This window comes from Nonomuraea glycinis (assembly GCF_014646515.1).
Taxonomy (GTDB): domain Bacteria; phylum Actinomycetota; class Actinomycetes; order Streptosporangiales; family Streptosporangiaceae; genus Nonomuraea; species Nonomuraea glycinis.
This window is the reverse complement of sequence record NZ_BMNK01000001.1, coordinates 125,433-143,408: the sequence shown is the minus strand read 5'-3', so window position 1 is coordinate 143,408 and position 17,976 is coordinate 125,433. Positions and strand designations below refer to the sequence as shown.

Here is a 17,976-nt window from a genome sequence, read left to right as displayed (position 1 = left end):
ACCAGCACTCCGCCCCAGCCCGGTGAGAGGAATCGTCCCATGATCGCGCTCCAGCCCGGTGCCACGGTCGGCTTCGTCGGGCTGGGGAACATGGGGCTGCCCATGGCCCGCAGGCTCCTCGCGGCCGGCTATCGCGTCAACGCCTACGACAGGGCCGAGGCCGCCTCCGAGGCGCTGGTCGCGGCGGGTGGCACGGCCGTGGCCACCGCCGCCGGCGTTGCCCGCGGCGCCGTGGCCGTGGTGCTCATGCTGCCCGACTCCGCCGCGGTGGAGGCCGTCATGGACGGCGACGGACTTCTTGAGGCCGCCGAGCCTGGAACGGTCATCATCGACATGGGCTCCTCGCGCCCACTGGCCACCCGGGCGCTGGCGGCGCGCACGGCGCTGCGGGGCGTCCACCTGGTGGACGCGCCTGTCTCCGGCGGCGTCAAGGGCGCCGTGAACGGCACGCTCACCATCATGACCGGCGGCGAGCCGGACGACGTCGACCGGGTGCGCCCGCTGCTGGAGGTCGTCGGCAAGCGGGTGCTGCACCTCGGGCCGGCCGGCGCGGGGCACGCGCTGAAGGCGCTGAACAACCTCATGTCGGCCACCCACCTGCTCCTCACCAGCGAGGCCATGCTCGTCGGGCAGCGGTTCGGGCTCGATCCGGCGACCATGCTGGAGGCCGTCAACGGCTCCAGCGGCCGCAGCGGCTCCACCGAACGCAAGTGGCCGGACCACATCCTGCCGGAGACGTACGACTCGGGCTTCGGGCTGCGCCTGATGCTGAAGGACATGCGCATCGGCGTCGAACTGGCCGAGGCCACCGGCGTCACCCCGAGGCTCGGCCTGGCGGCGACCGACCTGTGGGCCGAGGCCGCCGACCACCTCCCGCCCACCGCCGACCACACCGAGATCGTCAAACGCCTCCGCCAACTGCTCGACGAACGTTAACCACCCACAGCGGGCGACGGCGAAAGCCCTCACACACACCGAGCCTCAGCCTTCGCCCGTCCGCTGCACCCCTCCAGAAGCCCAGTCATCGCCGGCCCGCTGCTGTGCCCAACCGTCACCCGCCTGCTGCGCGCCTCCAGAGGCCCAGCCGTCACCCGGCTGCTGCTGCACCGCTCCGGCGGGCCAGCCGTCACCCGCCTGCGGGTGCACGGGCTCCAGACGCCGCGCCTCCTGGACTTTGCTGATCTTGTGGATCACCATGGCCGCCAGTCCCGCCGCCACCAGCATCAGCGCGATGCACACTACGTCGAACCTGGCCGCAGCGGCCATGGCCTCCGGCTCATCCGCCCTGAGGAACAGGCGTCCGGCCACGTACGACGTCCAAGAGCCCATCAGCCAGGCCGCCCACCAGGTGGTGACCAGCCCGGCGCGAGGGGACGGCTCCAGGCCCCGGCGGTGGCTAGCGGTCCAGATGTCATCGATGATCTGCTTGGGGAACCACCACGAGACGATCGGCACAATCCACCCCGCGACCAGCCAAATCCTGGCGCGCCGATGCTCTGCGGGCGTAATGATTTCGGCGTTCGCCCTGACCCGGTACAGCCAGACCATGAACGCCACCATCGCCAGCAGGGTGGTCGCCAACTCCGCCACTGCGAAGACGGTTGCCAGCGCATCACTGAGATTGATCTCGGCGTCGGTTACGGTCGGGTCGACGAGGATCCGGTCGATGAGCGCGGCCTGCTGCAGATCGCTCACCACCACGGCGACCGCCGCGACAGAGTAGACCGCCAGGGCCGCCATGGCGAAGACGGCGAGTCCGCGGACCGGGCGTAACGGCGGGGGGTACGAGGGCGGGTACATGCTCACCTCTGAAGATCGCGGGAGTGAACGAGCCCGCCAGCTTGACAGGCTGTCAGGCCAGGACCGACGGACCGCTCAATCCGAGATCATTTCGTGCCCGACCCGCGACGCCACCCCGCTCGACCGCCCGACACCACTCCGACCGACCGATCCAGCGCCTCCCGGCGAGACCGCTCGACCCTGCTCAGGGCAGCTCCTTGATGCCGCTCAGCGCAGCTCCTCGATCAGGCTCTGAAGGCCCTCGGCGCCGTGGCCCCGGGCGACGCGCTGGTCGATGATGGCCTTCATGGGCAGGAGCAGGTCGGGCTTGACACCCTGCTCCTCGAAGGCCAGGACCAGGTTCGCCACGCCGACCCGGTTGATCTCCAGGTTCGACACGTCGGTGCTGTAGTCGCCCGCCGCGATCTCCTCGGCCAGCTGCGGCATGGTGCTCGCCATCGCGTTCAACCACGGCACCAGGAGCGTGCTGGTGAACTCGGCCACCGGCACCTTCTCCGAGGCCACCAGCGCCACCGCCTCCAGGACTCCGGCGATCTGGCCGTACATGCCGGTCAGCATGGCCAGGTCCAGCAGCGGGGCCAGGCCCGGGTCGGCGCCCACGAAGCGCGGCTCGGCCATGGTCGCCAGCGTGTCCCGGTGCCCGTCGAAGGCGGTCTGCGAGCCGCTGTAGAGGATCAGCGCGCCCGGGTGGCCGATCATCTGGGGGACGGCCATGATGCCGCCGTCAAGGTAGTCGCCACCCCGCCCGGCCACCAGCTCAGCCGTCTCGCGGGCTTCGGAGGGGCGGCCGTTGGTGAGGTTCACCAGGACGCGGCCGGTCAGCGGGACGTCCGTCAGCAGCGCGCGCACCGCCGCGTAGTCCAGCACGCACACGATCACCAGCGGACTCGCCGCCACCGCCTCGGCCACCGTCGCCGCCCGCGTCGCCCCTCTGGCGACCAGGTCGTCCCCCTTGCCCGCCGAGCGGTTCCACACGGTGACCTGGTGGCCCGCGTCCAGAAGGGACCCGGCCAGCGCCTGCCCCATGAGACCGAGACCAAGGATCGAAATAGAGTTCGACATTTCCGCATTTCCTACTAAGAGGTGTTGGACGGACACCACGATGCGGAACGACGGTTATGGTGCGGTTCGGAGTTGGTTACGGGAGGGCGGATGAGGTTCGGGGTGCTCGGTCCCCTGGCTGTGTGGACGGCGGCCGGGGAGCCGGTCCAGGTGCCCGAGGTCAAGGTTCGCGCCCTGCTGGCCGATCTGCTCGTACACCGGGGTGTGCCCGTCTCCACCGACCGGCTGACCGAGGACCTGTGGGGCGGCCGCCCGCCCGGCAACGCCCCCGCCGCACTGCGCGTCAAGGCGTCCCAGCTGCGCAAGGCGCTGGGCGATCGCGACCTGGTGACCTTCCAGCCGCCCGGCTACCTGCTCAGGGTCGCGGCCGAGGAGGTGGACGCGGGCCTGTTCCAGGCCCTGCTTGGCCGCGCCGCACACACGACCGACCTCACCGTACGGCGTGCGCTGCTGACCGAGGCCCTGGAGCTGTGGCGGGGCGAGGCGTACGGCGAGTTCGCCGACGAGCAGTTCACCAGAACCGCCATCGCCAAGCTGGACGAGCAGCGACTCGTGGCGATGGAGTCTCTGGCCGAGACCCGCCTCGGACTCGGCGAGCACGACCTGCTGGCGGCGGAGCTGGCCGACCTGGTGCGCCGGCACCCGCTGCGCGAACGACTGCAGGCCGTACACCTGCGTTCCCTCTACCGCGCCGGCCGGCAGAGCGAGGCCCTCACCCGCTACGCCGCCCTACGCAGCCGCCTGGCCAACGACCTGGGCATCGACCCCGGCCCAGAACTGACATCCCTGCACCAGGCCATCCTCCATCAATCCCCCACCCTCACCTTCCCCACCCCACCCACCGACCCCCACCCCACCGGCCCCCGCACCAACCTTCCGGCCCCGCTCACCGCCCTGGTGGGCAGGCGGGAAGCGGTGGCAGAGGTTCGCTCACTCCTGACCACCACCCGGCTGATCACTCTCACCGGCCCTGGCGGCGTCGGCAAGACCCGCCTGGCCCTGGAGGTCGCGACCCAACCCCGGGAGCTGGGGGTTGCGGGCCAACCCGATGCCCGGGAGGTGGCGGGGTCGGGGTTTGCGGGCGGGGTTTGGCTGGTGGAGTTGGGGGCGGTGTCCGTACAGGGGAGAGGGGGTGTGGCCGACGCGGTGGCCAAGGTCCTCGGGGTGCGGGACGACGTGCCCGGCGCTTTGACCGATCGGCTGGCGGGGGCGCTGCGGGACGGGCGGACGCTGCTGGTGCTGGACAACTGCGAGCACGTGGTGGACGAGGTCGCCGAGCTGGCCGGGGTGCTGCTACGGGCCGCACCGGGGCTGCGGATACTGGCGACGAGTCAGGAGCCGTTGCGGGTCGCGGGCGAGACGGTGTGGAGCGTGCCGCCGTTGGCGCGTGCGGCCGCCGTCGAGCTGTTCCGCGCGCGGGCGGGCGTACGGCTGGACGATGACGCCGCGGTGGCGGAGATCTGCGAGCGGCTGGACGGGATTCCGCTCGCGCTGGAGCTGGCCGCCACCCGGATGCGGGCGCTGACCCCGCGCCAGCTCGCCGACCGGCTCGACGACCGGTTCCGGGTGCTCGCCTCGGGTCAGCGGGGCGCGCCCGCCCGGCAGCGGACCTTGCGGGCGATGATCGCGTGGAGCTGGGAACTGCTGACCGAAGCCGAGCGGCTGGTCCTGCGACGCCTGGCCGTGCACACGGGTGGCTGGACCCTGGAGGCAGCCGAGGCCATCTGCGCCGACTCCGGGTCGGACGTCGTGGACGTGCTCACCCGGCTGGTCGACCGATCGCTGGTGGTGGCGGGACCAACGCGGGTGGCCGGACAGGTGGTCGACCGATCGGTGACCGAGCCGGCAGGACTGCACGACCGGCCGGGAGCGGCGCCGGGGCTGCCGGGCGACCGGTCGGGGACCGGGCCGCGTTATCGGCTGCTGGAGTCGGTGGGCGCCTACTGCCGGGAGCGTCTGGCCGAGGCCGGGGAGCTGGACGCGATGCGGCTCCGGCACGCCCGCCACTATGCCGACCTCGCCGAGCGGGCCGAGCCCCACCTGCGCGGGCACGAGCAGCGCCGCCTGCTCGCCGTCTTCGACGCCGAGGGTGACAATATCCGCGCCGCGATCGAGGCTTCGGTACGTCTCGGCGCGGCCGAGGAGGCCGTCCGGCTGGTGAACGCGACCGCCTGGTACTGGGTGCTGCGCGGCAGGCTGGGCGAGGGCCGCCGGGCGCTGGAGTCGGTGGTGGCCGTCTCCGACGACGTCCAGGCCCGAATCTGGCTGACCGGCCTGGCCCTCCTGGCCGGCCGCCCCCCGCAACCCGATTCCCACCCACTCGACTCCCCCGAAGACCCGCCGGTCCAGGGCAAGACGGAGCAACCCCACTCCCCCGACGACCCACCAGGACAGAACAAGACGCGGTGGTTCGACGGCAGGTGGTTCGAGGCTGTCGGGGAGCCGCTTGCCCGGGCGAGGGCTCGGTGGTTCGCGGGGTTCTGCCTGTTCGGGTTCGATGACCTGTCGGCGAGTGTGCGGCTCATCGACGAGGCGCTGGCCGACTTCCAGGCCCTGGGCGACACCTGGGGCACCGCCGCGGCGCTGAACGTACGGGCCAGGTGGGCGGCGATGCGCGGGGATGTGGCGGCGCTACGGGAGGACGGCGAGCGGGGGCTGGTGCTGTTCCGGGCGGCGGGCGACCGGTGGGGTGAGATGCGGGCCGCCGAGAACCTGGGCACGTACGCCGAGATCACCGGCGACTACGAGCGGGCGGCCGAGCTGCGGCGGGCGGGGCTGCGCAGGGCCGAGGAGCTCGGGCTGTGGAGCGCGGTGTCGGACGCGCTGTCCCGGCTGGGCCGGATCGCCCTGCTGACCGGTGACCACGCGCTGGCCGAGGACTACCACGAGCGGGCCAGGGCGCTGGCCGTGTCGCAGTCGAACCGGCCGGCCGAGGAGTTCGCCGAGGTGGGGCTGGCGCTGGTGGCGAGGAGGCGGGGGCGGCTGGACGAGGCGGAGCGCCGGATGCGCGCCCAGCTGGGCTGGGTGCGTGAGGTGTCGGGCGATCCGGGGGCGGCGCTGATCCTGGCGGAGCTGGGTTTCGCCGCCGAGCAGCGCGGCGACGCGGCGGGCGCGCTCGACCTGCACCTGCAGAGCCTGGCGTCGGCCCGCAAGGTCGGTGACCCGCGCGCGGTGGCGCTGGCGTTCGAAGGGCTCGCGGGAGCGCGGGCACTGCGGGGACGGTACGACGAGGCGGCGCGGCTGCTGGGCGGGGCCGCCGCGCTCAGGGAGTCGGTGGGAGCGCCCCTGCCTCCCGCCGAACGCGGCGACGTCGACCGCATCACGGCAGCGGTGCGCCAGGCACTGGGCGACGACGCGTTCACCGCCGCGATGACGGCCGGTGCCACCCGACCTGGAGGAGCCACTGCCGGTCACGACTTCTCGGAGCCGGGTGTGGAGGCCTGAGCGTCACGGCAACTGATCGAAGTGGTGGTTTCTGGGGTGGATAAACCCAAGATTCAGCACTTTCGGTGATTGTCGCAGTGAATGCGGGCAGTGGCTGGGTTGGACGGTCGCCGTAGGGCAGGGTTAGGAACATGCCGATGAGGACAGAGCTCGACCGCCTCGCGGGCGGGGCGCATCATGATCCGCACTCCGTGCTGGGAGCGCACCCCGTCACCGGCGGGGTCACTTTCCGCGCGCTGCGCCCGCTCGCCGAACGTGTCCGCGTGGTGCTGGAGGACGGCACCGCGCACGACATGAAACACCAGGCACATGGGGTGTTCGAGACCACTGTGCCGGGGCTGGACAAGGTCCCCGGCTACACCCTGAGCGTCCAGTACGCCGGGGGCGAGCCCCAGGTGGCCGGTGATCCCTACCGCCACTGGCCCACGCTGGGGGAGGTGGACCTGCACCTGATCGGCGAGGGCCGGCACGAGCGGCTGTGGGAGGTGCTCGGCGCGCGGGTGATGGAGCACCAGGACGTGCAGGGCACCGCGTTCGCCGTCTGGGCGCCGAACGCGCGGGGCATCAGGGTCGTGGGCGATTTCAACCACTGGGACGGCACCGCCTACCCGATGCGCTCGCTGGGCCGTTCGGGGGTCTGGGAGTTGTTCGTCCCGGGCATCGGGGCCGGTGAGCGTTACAAGTACCAGGTCCTGGGCGCCGACGGCGTGTGGCGGGACAAGGCCGACCCGATGGCCAGGCGCACCGAGGTGCCGCCGCAGACGGCGTCGGTGGTGGAGCAGTCGCACTATGTCTGGCAGGACGCGGAGTGGATGGCCGAGCGCGGCGGCAGGCAGGCGCAGCGCAGCCCCACCAGCATCTACGAGGTGCACCTGGGCTCGTGGCGGCCCGGCCTGTCCTACCTGGAGCTGGCGGACCAGCTCGCGGAGTACGTCGCGGACCTGGGGTTCACGCATGTGCAGCTGATGCCGGTGGCCGAGCACCCGTTCGGCGGGTCGTGGGGCTACCAGGTGACCTCCTACTACGCGCCGACGGCCAGGTTCGGCACGCCTGACGAGTTCCGCCGGTTCGTGGACGAGATGCACAGCCGGGGCATCGGGGTGCTGCTCGACTGGGTGCCGGCGCACTTCCCGATGGACGAGTGGGCGCTGGCCCGCTTCGACGGCACCCCGCTGTACGAGCACGCCGACCCGGGACGGGGCGAGCACCCCGACTGGGGGACGTACGTCTTCGACTTCGGCCGCAGGGAGGTGCGCAACTTCCTGGTGGCCAACGCGGTCTACTGGCTGAAGGAGTTCCACATCGACGGCCTGCGGGTGGACGCGGTCGCCTCGATGCTCTACCTGGACTACTCCCGGCGTGAGGGCGAGTGGACGCCGAACGTCTACGGCGGCCGGGAGAACCTCGACGCGGTCGAGTTCCTCAAGGAGATGAACGCGGTCTGCTACCGGGAGGCGCCCGGCATCATCACCGTCGCCGAGGAGTCGACGGCCTGGCCCGGTGTGTCGCGGCCGGTGCACCTGGGCGGGCTCGGGTTCGGCTTCAAGTGGAACATGGGCTGGATGCACGACACGCTGGAGTATCTGCGGCATGAGCCGGTCTTCCGGCAGTACCACCACCACCAGATGACCTTCTCCCTCATCTACGCCTACTCCGAGAACTACGTGCTGCCGCTGTCGCACGACGAGGTGGTGCACGGCAAGGGCTCGCTGCTGGGCAAGATGCCGGGCGACGAGTGGCAGCGCTTCGCCCAGGTGCGGACCCTGCTGTCCTTCATGTGGGCGCATCCAGGCAAGCAGCTGCTGTTCATGGGCGGTGAGTTCGCCCAGGGCTCGGAGTGGTCGGAGGAGCGCGGGCTCGACTGGTGGGTGCTGGAGTTCGACGGGCATCAGGGGGTGCAGCGGCTGGTGCGCGACCTCAACCGGTTCTACCGGGAGACGCCCGCGCTGTGGGAGCAGGACACCCAGCCGGAGGGGTTCCGGTGGATCGACGCCGACGACGCGCCGGGCAACACGCTGTCGTTCCTGCGCTACGCGGCCGACGGGTCCGCGGTGGCGTGCGTGGTCAACTTCAGTGGCGGGCCGCACGAGAACTACCGCCTCGGCCTGCCGTACGGCGGGCAGTGGACGGAGGCGGTCAACACCGACGCCTACGAGTACTGGGGCAGCGGGGTGGGCAACCTGGGCTCGGTGGAGGCGGTCGAGGAGCCCTGCCACGGGTTGCCGTACTCCACGACCTTGCGGGTGCCGCCCCTGGGGGCGGTGTGGTTGTCGATGCCGGCGCCGCCTACCTGAAAGTCTGATGAGAAAGGGTTTTCAGGGACTGTGCGGTCCTGACAAATCACCGTAAACTCCGGGATCATCCTGTCTCGGAGGACGCTGGTGCGACTTCGCCCCCTGATCGTGTGCTCGCTGGTGCTGGCCCTGCTTCCGGCGGCGCCCGCCTTGGCCGACGATCCCACCCCCACCCCGACCCCCAGCGTCAGCCAGAGCGCCGAGGAGAAGGTGGAGGAGGGCTTAGCCGTCGACGGCGGCGCCGTCCGCGCCATCGTCGAGCTGACCGACCCGGCGCAGCACGCCCCGGTGGCCAGTAAGGCGGCGGCCGACAGCGTGGAGGTCCTCCTCCAGCCGGCGAGCCAGCCGTTCATGGTCGTCGAGGGCACGGCCGAGGAGCTGGCCGCGCTCGCCGAGGATCCCCGGGTGACCTCCATCCACCGCGATCGCGCCTATCCCCCGTCGCTGGCCTCCAGCCTCAAGCTGATCGGCGCCGACCAGGCGCACGCGGCCGGCCAGACCGGCACCGGGCAGAACATCGCCATCCTGGACACCGGGATCGACCGGAACCACCCGTTCTTCGGTGACCGGATCGTCGCCGAGGCCTGCTTCTCCGCGGTGGACCCGGACCTGGGCGCCGAGTCGCTCTGCCCGAACGGGCAGGTCAGCCAGACCGGGCCCGCATCGGCCGACGCCGCCACCCCCAAGTGCCAGGCCGGCGGGGTGAACCTGTGCGAGCACGGCACGCACGTCGCCGGCATCGCGGCCGGCAGCGGCGGCGTGGCACCCGGCGCGGGGATCATCGCGGTGCAGGTCTTCAGCCGGATCAACGACGAGGAGCTGTGCGGCGAGCCGTCCTGCCTGCTCGCCTTCGAGTCGTCGCTGCGGTTGGCCCTGGACCACGTGGCCGCGATGACCGAGCCGATCGCGGCGGTGAACCTGAGCCTGGGCGGCATGCCGTCCGACGTCTCCTGTGACGACAGCGAGGAGGCGCAGGTCTTCAAGCCGAAGATCGACGCCCTGCTGGCCAAGGGCGTCGCGACCGTGGTGGCCGCCGGCAACGAGTTCTTCGAAGGAGCCTCCTTCCCCGCCTGCATCTCCTCGGCGGTGGCGGTGGGCGCCAACGACGACGGCGACGCCATCGCCGACTTCTCCAACCGGGGCGCGCTGCTCGACCTGTTCGCGCCCGGCGTGGACATCGAGTCGTCGGTGCCGGACGACCAGATGGCCGTGCACAGCGGCACCTCGATGGCCACCCCGCACGTGGCGGGCGCGCTGGCGCTGCTGAAGGCCAAGTTCCCGCAGACGCCGATGCCCGAGCTGATCGACAAGCTGAAGACGACCGGCCGGCCGTACGTCTATCAGGTCGACGGGGCGGAGGTCCGCACGCCGCGCCTGGACGTGGCCGCCGCGCTGAACGGCACGGCGCCGCAGCCGGAGATCAGCCAGAGCCCGCCGTCCGCGCCGGGCCCCGGTCCTGACGACCCGGCCCCCGATCCCGACCCGGAGCCGGACCCGACGGGCAGCGGGCCCACGCCAGAGCCCACGGTGGACCCGACCCCCGATCCGACGCCGATCCCGCTGCCGACCGTCACGGTCACGGTGACCGTCACGGTGACGCCGTCGCCGACCACCGCCGCGAAGGCCCCGGCCGTCTGCACGCGTGGCACGGCCGCCAAGCGGATGACGGCCAAGCAGTGGGCGGTGGAGGTCCACCGTGGCAGCGGCAAGCTGTCCGACCCGACGCTCACCTGCTATCTGCGGCTGGCGCACAAGGCCAGCAAGGTCTTCCCCGAACTGACCAAGGCCCAGTCGCTGGGCAAGGCCTACCGGGTGCTGAAGGGCGCCAAGACCGCCAAGCTGCGGCTGGACGGCGCCCTGCTCGCCGGCTGGCTCAACTGGGCCCACGGCGTGAACAACACCAAAACCCTCAAAGCCTCAGAAAAGGTACGGCTGACCGGCAAGCCCACGGGCCGCGCTCTCAAGCGGGCAGCCACGAACATCACTAAATCTCGCTAAAGCTTGCCAAGCTCCGGCAACAATCACCTCTCCAACACCCGCCGCTTCGACAACCTAGGCATCACGGACACCACCCGAGGGGATCTTCGACAGTACCTCCCCCGTCCGTCTGTGATACCTCGGAGGAATCGGTGCGTTCACGCACGCTCACGGCAGGCGTCCTGGCGCTCGCCACGTCCACGGCGGTGCTCACCACGGTGCTCACCACAGCATCGCCCGGGCACGCCCGCGTCATCGGCACCGGTGACCCGACCATCAGCCCCGGCCTGCTCGCCCAGCTCGCCAGCCGGCAGAAGGTGCGCTCGATCGTCGAACTGAACCCGGGCGAGAGCGTCAGCACCGTCGCCGGCGACGTCGAGAAGATCTCCGCCACGGCCAGCGTGCTGGAGGCCACCCGATCCCCGCACTTCTTCGTCGCCGAGGTGGACAGCGCCACCCTGGCCGGGCTGAGAAAGGATCCACGAGTCAAGTCGGTGTACCCGGACTCGCTGAGCCACACCTTTCTGGACTCCAGCACCAGGGTGATCGGGTCGGACGTCGCCAACGCGGCAGGCTGGACCGGCGCGGGCACCACCGTGGCCATCCTGGACACCGGGATCGACCGCGACCATCCGTTCGTGGCCGGCCGGATCGTGGACGAGGCCTGTTTCTCCAGCTCCGACCCGAGCTCCGGGGCCGTGTCCCTCTGCCCGAACGGCCGGTCCAGCCAGACCGGCCCCGGCGCGGCCGACGCCGAGACCCCGCGGTGCCTCGTCGGCAGCGTCAATCACTGCGCCCACGGCACGCACGTGGCGGGCATCGCGGCGGGCCGGGTGGCGGCGGGGGCTCCCGCCAACGGCGTCGCCCCGGCCGCCGGCATCCTGCCCGTCCAGGTCTTCAGCCGCTTCGACAGCATCCAGAGCTGCGGTGGCCCGGCGCCGTGCTACTTGAGCTACACCTCCGACCAGAAACTGGCGCTGGAGTACGTCGCGCGGGTGGCCAGAACGCACAACGTGGCGGCGGCGAACATGAGCTTCGGCGGCGGCGGGCCGCACCGGCAGCACTGCGACGCCGACCCCGAGTCCGCCGCGCTCAAGAGCCAGTTCGACGCCCTGCTGGGCGCCGGGGTCGCGCCGGTCGCGGCGGCGGGCAACGCCGGCTGGAGCGACGCCGTCGCCTCCCCCGCCTGCGTCTCCAGCGCCGTCGCCGTGGGCGCCACGAACGACGATGACCAGATCGCCCCGTTCTCCAACCGGGGGAGGCTGCTCGACCTGCTCGCGCCGGGCGTGCGCGTCACCTCCTCGGTGCCGGACGACACCTACCGGTCGCTGAGCGGCACGTCCATGTCGACGCCGCACGTCAGCGGGAGTTTCGCGCTGATGAAGCAGGCCTTCCCCAACCTCAGCCCGGCGCAGGTCCTGCAGCGGCTGCAGGCGACCGGCGCCCCGATCGACTACGGCGTCACCACGGTCCGCATCGACGTCGGTGCCGCCACCGCCGGACCCCGCCTCTGAGCCTGCGTCCGCTTCGGCAGTAGTTGGCCGCCCATGGCCGACTACTGCCGCTTAGGGTGGCTCTATGGACGCAGGTAAGGCGATCTTCGAAGGCATCGACAAGCTCCGTCAGCGGCGTACCGCGCCCCTGGTTCTCGAGCTCGACCTCACCGAAGGGCTGACGGAGGGACCGCCTTCCGACCCGCTCTCCGCAGTGCTGTCCATGCGCAAGACCCGCCTGGCCGACGTGCTGTCCGGGCTCAAGCGGGCCGCCAAGGACCCCCGGGTCAAGGCGCTGATCGTGAAGATCGGCGGCAACCCGATCGGGCTGGCGATGGTCCAGGAGCTGCGCCAGGCCGTGGTCGGCTTCCGCGCCTCGGGCAAACTGACGGTCGCCTTCGGCGAGACGTTCGGCGAGTTCGGCGGCGGCACCGTGCCCTACTACCTGGCCAGCGCGTTCGAGCGCGTCTACCTGCAGCCGAGCGGCGACATCGGGCTGACCGGCGTGGCCCTGGAGCAGCGCTTCGTCAAGGGCGCGCTGTCCAAGCTGGGCGTCGACTACGAGATGGCGCAGCGGCACGAGTACAAGACCGCCGCCAACACCTTCACCCAGGATCACATGACCGAGCCGCACCGCGAGTCCATGGCCCGCATCACGGAGTCGGTCACCGAGCAGCTCGTCGCCGGCATCGCCGAGGGCCGCAGGCTCGAAGCGGCCAAGGTCCGCGAGCTCATCGACCGCGGCCCGTTCATCGGCCGCGAGGCCCTGGAGGCCGGGCTCGTCGACGGGCTGGCCTACCGGGACGAGGTGTACGACGAGGTCAAGCAGTCCACCGGCGGGGACACCCACCTGCTGTACGTCTCCCGCTACCAGCGCGGCGCCAACGCCCGCAAGCTGCCGCAGCCGACCGCCGACGGCATCGCCCTCGTGCACGGCACCGGCCAGATCCGCACCGGCCGCAGTGGCCGCAGCCCGCTCGGCGGGGGCGGCGCGATGGGCTCCGACACGATCAGCGCCGCCCTACGGGCCGCCCGCCGCGACGAGCACGTCAAGGCCGTCGTCTTCCGGGTGGACAGCCCCGGCGGCTCGTACGTCGCCTCCGACACCGTCTGGCGGGAGGTCGTGCTCACCCGCAAGGTGAAGCCGGTCATCGTCTCCATGGGCGACCTGGCGGCCTCCGGCGGTTACTTCGTCGCCATGGCCGCCGACGTGATCTTCGCCCAGCCCGGCACGCTGACCGGCTCGATCGGCGTCTTCGGCGGCAAGCCGGTGCTCGCGCAGCTCCTGGAGCGGATCGGCGTCAACACGGAGCTGGTCGCCGAGGGCGCCAACGCCGGCATGTTCTCCACCTCGCGCGCCTTCTCGCCGGAGCAGTGGGAGCGGGTGAACGCCTGGCTGGACCGCATCTACGACGACTTCGTCGGCAAGGTGGCCCAGGGCCGCGACCTCACCCGCGACCGTGCCCACGAGCTGGCTCGGGGCCGCGTCTGGACCGGCGCCGACGCCCACGCCCGCGGGCTCGTGGACGAGCTGGGCGGCCTGGAGGACGCCATCGCCCTGGCCAGGAAGCGCGCCCGCCTGTCCGACGACGCCCCGGTGCGCACCTTCCCCCGCATCAACCCGCTGGAACGCCTGCGCGGAGCGGACTCCAGCGACGACAAGGCCGCCGCCCTCACCCGCATCCGGCTCGACGCCTGGGGCCCCCTGGCCCGCCTGTCCGCCGAACTCGGCCTCCCCGCCGCGGGCCCCCTCGCCCTCCCGGCCTGGTACACCATCCGCTGACCGATACGGACCGCCGGCTCAACCGCCTACCGCGCGATAACGGCCGCGTAGGCGTACCAAGGGCTGGAGGGTGGGGGTCACGTAGGGGATGGCGAGGACGGTGGCGATGAAGAGGGTGTGGTCGCCGGCCGGGACCACCTGGGTGGTCTCCGCCTCCAGGGCGGCGACGCCGCCCTCCACCACCAGCGCGCCGGTGTGCGCGCCGCGGTGATGCGGGGCGCCCGCCACCAGGTGGCGGGCGCCGGGGCGGCCGGCGGCGGCGAACCTGCTGGCCATGGCCGCCTGGCCGGCGGACAGCAGGGAGCAGGCCCAGCGGTCCTGCCGGAGCAGGACCTCGTTGAGATAGCCGCCGCTGGCCAGGCTGACCAGGACGAGCGGCGGCTCCAGCGAGACGGACACCAGCGCCGAGACCGTGACGCCCAGGTCGTCGCGGCCGTCGCGGACGGTGATGACCGCCACCCCTCCCGCGAGCTGTGCCATGGCGTCGGTGAACTCGCTCACGGCGCGGGCCTCCTGGGCACGGTGCGGGTCAGCCGAGGCCGTTGGTGGTCAGCCATTCCTTGGCCACCGTCGCGGGCTCGTCCTTGTTGACGGAGATCTTCTGCATCATCTCCAGCAGGCCCTCTGTCGTCAGCTTGGCGGAGACGCCGTTGAGCGTGGTCCTGACGGTGTCGGTGGCCCCGGCCTTGTTGAGCAGCGGGGTCACGTTCTGGGCGGGGAAGATGTTCTTGGTGTCCTCAAGCGGCACCAGGCCGTTGGCGGTGATCTTCGGGTCGGTGGAGAAGACGTTGCCGACCTGGATCGAGCCGTCCTTGATGGCGTCGGCCGTGGTGGGGCCGGTGGGCTTCCACTGCTTGAACTCGATGCCGTAGACGTCCTTGAAACGCGCCTCCCAGCGCTTCTTGAACTCCGGCGGACCGCCCACGATCATGTCCTTGGACACCTTGGCCAGGTCTTCCATGGTGGTGAGCGACTGCTTGGTCTGGGTGTCCTTGCTGATCGACAGGGTGTCCTTGTCCTCGGCGGCAGCCGAGTCGAGCACCTCCAGCTCGGCCGGCAGCTTCTCCTTCAGCGCCGCATTGATCTCCTCGGTGGTCGCCGCGGTGGTGGCCTGGTCGACGAAGGCGAGCAGGTTGCCGTTGTACTCGGGCACCAGGGTCAGCCCGCCGCTCTTGACCTGGTCGTAGACGACCTCGCGGCTGCCGATCCGCGGCTTCTCCTCCACCTGCACGCCCTTGGCCTCCAGCGCCTGGGCGTAGATCGAGCCGAGCAGGACGCTCTCGTCGAAGTCGAACGACCCGATCACGACCGGGCCGCCGGCTGCGGAGGCCGAGGCCGAGCCCGTGGGCGCCGCGCTCGTGGTCTCCAGCGGGTTGCCGCCGCCCCCGCCGCCGCAGGCGGTCAAGGCGAGTGACGCGGACAACAGCATGGCCGCCGCGGTGAACATACGTCTCACTGCACAACTCCTTCGGTACGACACATCAACGAATCTTCAGTCGCTGACTCACTCCCGGGGAGACGGTCACCCTCTGCGTGAGCATGAAGGCGAGCTGCACCACGAGTGCGAACAGCACAATCAACACTGAACCACCGACAACGCTGGAGTAATCCTGGGTCGCGAATCCATCGATCATGAATCGCCCCAGGCCGCCCAGCCCCGTGTAGGCGGCGACGGTCGTGGTCGCGACCACCTGGATGGCCGAGAGCCTGAGCCCGAGCAGGATCAGCGGCAGCGCCACGGGCACCAGCACCCGCCCGAGCACCTGCCCGCCGCGCAACCCCATCCCGTACGCCGCGTCCCGCAGCTCGGGGTCCACGCCCCTGATGCCCTCGAAGGTGTTGACCAGGATCGGCGGCACGGCCAGCAGCACCAGCGGGATGATCACCGGCCAGATCGACGCGGTGCCGAGCAGCAGCACGAACAGCACCAGGATGCCGAGCGTGGGCAGCGCCCTGGCCAGGTTGGCCGAGACGACCACGACCACGCCGCCGCGGCCGGTGTGGCCGATCAGCAGCCCGAGCGGGATCGCGATCAGCATGGCCAGCACGAGCGCCAGGACGGAGAACTCCAGGTGCTCCAGCATCCGTACCGGAATCCCGTCGGGCCCGGACCATCTGGCGGGGTCGCCGAAGAAGTCGGTCAGCCAGGTCACGACGTCCCCCTCGCCCGTACCCACGGGGTGAGCAGTCGCTGGCACAGGACCAGCAGCCCGTCGACGACCAGCGCCAGCAGGACGATCAGCACGATCCCGACGATGACCGGCGGCAGGAACGGGTTCTGGTAGGCCCTGGTGAAGAGCATGCCGAGGCCGCCCTGGCCGATCAGCGCGCCGACGCTCACCAGGCTGATGCTGGAGACGGCCACCACGCGCAGCCCGCCGAGCACCACGGGCGCGGCGATCGGCAGCTCCACCTGGACCAGGCGGCGCAGCGGCGTGAAGCCCATCGCCACCGCCGACTGGCGGACGTGGTCGGGCACCGAGCCGAGCCCGTCGACCACGGCCGGGATGAGCACGGCCATGGCGTAGAAGGTCAGCGGGATGATCACGGTGACCGGGGAGAGCCCGGTGACCGAGATCAGCAGCATGAACACCGGCAGCGAGGGCAGCGCGTAGATCACGTTGAACACCCCGGACGTCGGCTGGTAGAGCCATCGCCAGCGCACGCTGGCCAGCCCCAGCGGCAGCGCCAGGACCAGCCCGGCCACGATGGGCACCAGCGACATCAGCAGGTGGTCGCCCAGCAGGTCGCTGATGCTGCCCACCCGCCCGGTCTGCCAGTTGCGGGCGAACCACTCCCAGAGTGTGGGCGGGCCGTCACCCATCGGCGGCCTCCATCATCGCCTGGTCCAGCGCCTTCCTGGTGAGCACGCCGGCCACCTGGCCCGTCTCGTCCACGGCCACCGCGTGGCCCGACGGCGACAGCAGCGCCGCGTCGAGGGCCGAGCGCAGCGGGTCCTGGCCGTACAGGAACGTGCCGAACTGCTCCAGCTGGCCGGGCCGGTCCTTGGAGATCCAGCCCACCGGCCGGTCGTCCGGGGTGACGGCGAGCAGCCACGGCTCGTCCGCGGTGCCGTCGTGCCCCTCGGGGACGGTCAGGTCCGTGCGCAGCGGCAGGCCGGCGGTGGGCACGAACTGCAGGCGGCGGATGCCCCTGTCGCGGCCGAGGAACTCCCGGACGAAGTCGTCGGCCGGCTCCGACAGCAGCGTCTTCGGGGCCGCGAGCTGCGCGAGCTGGCCGCCGACGCGCAGCACCGCGACGCGGTCGCCGAGCTTGATGGCCTCGTCGATGTCGTGGGTGACGAAGATGATGGTCTTGTTCAGCTCCGCCTGGAGTCTGAGCAGCTCGTCCTGCAGACTGGTGCGGACGACCGGGTCCACCGCGCTGAACGGCTCGTCCATGAGCAGCACGGGCGGGTCCGCGGCCAGCGCCCTGGCCACGCCCACCCGCTGCTGCTGGCCGCCGGAGAGCTGGAACGGGTAGCGCTCGGCCAGGCTCAGGTCGAGGCCGACGCGCTCCAGCAGCTCCATGGCCCGGTCGCGGGCCTTCTTACGGCTCCAGCCGAGCAGGAACGGGACGGTGGCCACGTTGTCCACGATCTTACGGTGCGGGAAGAGACCGGCCTGCTGGATGACGTAGCCGATGCCCCGGCGCAGGGTGGGCGGGTCGATGCCCTGCACCGGCTCGCCGTCGAGCAGGATCTTGCCCTCCGTGGCGTCGATCATCCGGTTGATCATCCGGAGCGATGTCGTCTTTCCGCAGCCCGAGGGGCCGACGAACACGGTGATCTCGCCTGTGGGAGCCTCCAGGCTGAGACGGTCCACGGCAGTGGTCCCGTCTGGATAGCGTTTGGTGACAGCGTCGAACGTGATCACGCGCGACCTTCCGCTTCAGGGCAGGGCCGCGGCCCCCCTGCCACGACCGCCGCATGATCTAGTGAAGGCAACACTACGGCGATCCAGCCCGGTCTGTCCTATCGGGCCTTGCTTAAACGCTTCACTGACCAGGTATTCCTTAGCAAATATCGATCTGGTAGTGCGCCGGACCAAGGTTCATTGGCATGATTGCTCCTATAAACCCCCGACGCCCCCCAAAGCGTCAGCTTCTTCACTAAGAGGGACCG

At 71.2% G+C, this 17,976-nt stretch carries 13 protein-coding genes; 6 read left to right on the top strand and 7 right to left on the bottom strand.

Going from position 1 to position 17,976, the window contains the following annotated elements; genetic code table 11:
• The first annotated feature begins 39 nt into the window (after nucleotides 1–39).
• A complete protein-coding gene (locus tag IEY87_RS00675) occupies nucleotides 40–936 on the top strand; it encodes an NAD(P)-dependent oxidoreductase (protein ID WP_189136480.1) in 897 nt (298 codons plus the stop codon).
• Between the two features lie 45 nt (nucleotides 937–981).
• Here the strand turns inward: IEY87_RS00675 and IEY87_RS00670 are convergent, their stop codons facing one another.
• Together IEY87_RS00670 and IEY87_RS00665 are read right to left on the bottom strand one after the other, a co-directional pair.
• Entirely contained in the window at nucleotides 982–1,740 is a 759-nt protein-coding gene (locus IEY87_RS00670) for a DUF4328 domain-containing protein (protein ID WP_189136479.1), read from the bottom strand.
• Nucleotides 1,741–2,007: 267 nt separating this feature from the next.
• On the bottom strand, nucleotides 2,008–2,862 hold the full coding sequence (locus IEY87_RS00665) for an NAD(P)-dependent oxidoreductase (protein ID WP_189136478.1): 855 nt from the start codon (nucleotides 2,860–2,862) through the stop codon (nucleotides 2,008–2,010).
• Nucleotides 2,863–2,952: 90 nt separating this feature from the next.
• On the opposite strand from IEY87_RS00665, the gene IEY87_RS00660 reads away from it, so the two are divergent.
• The 5 genes from IEY87_RS00660 (at nucleotide 2,953) to sppA (ending at nucleotide 13,853) form a co-directional block, all read left to right on the top strand.
• Nucleotides 2,953–6,306 (top strand): ATP-binding protein, encoded by a 3,354-nt coding sequence (locus IEY87_RS00660; protein ID WP_189136477.1) that lies wholly within the window; start codon nucleotides 2,953–2,955, stop codon nucleotides 6,304–6,306.
• Nucleotides 6,307–6,443: 137 nt separating this feature from the next.
• Complete coding sequence (gene glgB, locus IEY87_RS00655; RefSeq protein WP_189137256.1) at nucleotides 6,444–8,600, top strand: 1,4-alpha-glucan branching protein GlgB; 2,157 nt, start codon at nucleotides 6,444–6,446, stop codon at nucleotides 8,598–8,600.
• Nucleotides 8,601–8,687: 87 nt separating this feature from the next.
• Nucleotides 8,688–10,598 (top strand): S8 family peptidase, encoded by a 1,911-nt coding sequence (locus IEY87_RS46535; RefSeq protein ID WP_189136476.1) that lies wholly within the window; start codon nucleotides 8,688–8,690, stop codon nucleotides 10,596–10,598.
• Between the two features lie 131 nt (nucleotides 10,599–10,729).
• On the top strand, nucleotides 10,730–12,091 hold the full coding sequence (locus IEY87_RS00645; protein WP_189136475.1) for a S8 family peptidase: 1,362 nt from the start codon (nucleotides 10,730–10,732) through the stop codon (nucleotides 12,089–12,091).
• Between the two features lie 64 nt (nucleotides 12,092–12,155).
• Entirely contained in the window at nucleotides 12,156–13,853 is a 1,698-nt protein-coding gene (gene sppA, locus IEY87_RS00640) for a signal peptide peptidase SppA (protein ID WP_189136474.1), read from the top strand.
• A gap of 18 nt (nucleotides 13,854–13,871) precedes the next feature.
• On the opposite strand, the gene IEY87_RS00635 is transcribed toward sppA, so the two are convergent.
• The 5 genes from IEY87_RS00635 to IEY87_RS00615 are packed head-to-tail and all read right to left on the bottom strand — an operon-like array spanning nucleotide 13,872 to nucleotide 17,728.
• The gene (locus IEY87_RS00635) at nucleotides 13,872–14,354 is read right to left on the bottom strand and encodes a flavin reductase family protein (protein ID WP_225276865.1); all 483 of its coding nucleotides are present in this window, start codon (nucleotides 14,352–14,354) and stop codon (nucleotides 13,872–13,874) included.
• A 28-nt stretch (nucleotides 14,355–14,382) separates the two neighbouring features.
• On the bottom strand, nucleotides 14,383–15,300 hold the full coding sequence (locus IEY87_RS00630) for an ABC transporter substrate-binding protein (protein ID WP_225276896.1): 918 nt from the start codon (nucleotides 15,298–15,300) through the stop codon (nucleotides 14,383–14,385).
• Nucleotides 15,301–15,334: 34 nt separating this feature from the next.
• Entirely contained in the window at nucleotides 15,335–16,006 is a 672-nt protein-coding gene (locus IEY87_RS00625) for an ABC transporter permease (protein WP_225276866.1), read from the bottom strand.
• Nucleotides 16,003–16,677 (bottom strand): ABC transporter permease, encoded by a 675-nt coding sequence (locus tag IEY87_RS00620; RefSeq protein WP_189136472.1) that lies wholly within the window; start codon nucleotides 16,675–16,677, stop codon nucleotides 16,003–16,005. Before IEY87_RS00620 ends, IEY87_RS00625 begins: the two co-directional genes overlap by 4 nt.
• Nucleotides 16,670–17,728 carry an ABC transporter ATP-binding protein gene (locus tag IEY87_RS00615; RefSeq protein ID WP_189136471.1) on the bottom strand — a complete coding sequence of 353 codons (1,059 nt, stop codon included), beginning with the start codon at nucleotides 17,726–17,728 and terminating at the stop codon, nucleotides 16,670–16,672. The genes IEY87_RS00620 and IEY87_RS00615 overlap by 8 nt, the downstream gene beginning before the upstream one ends.
• Nucleotides 17,729–17,976: the final 248 nt, after the last annotated feature.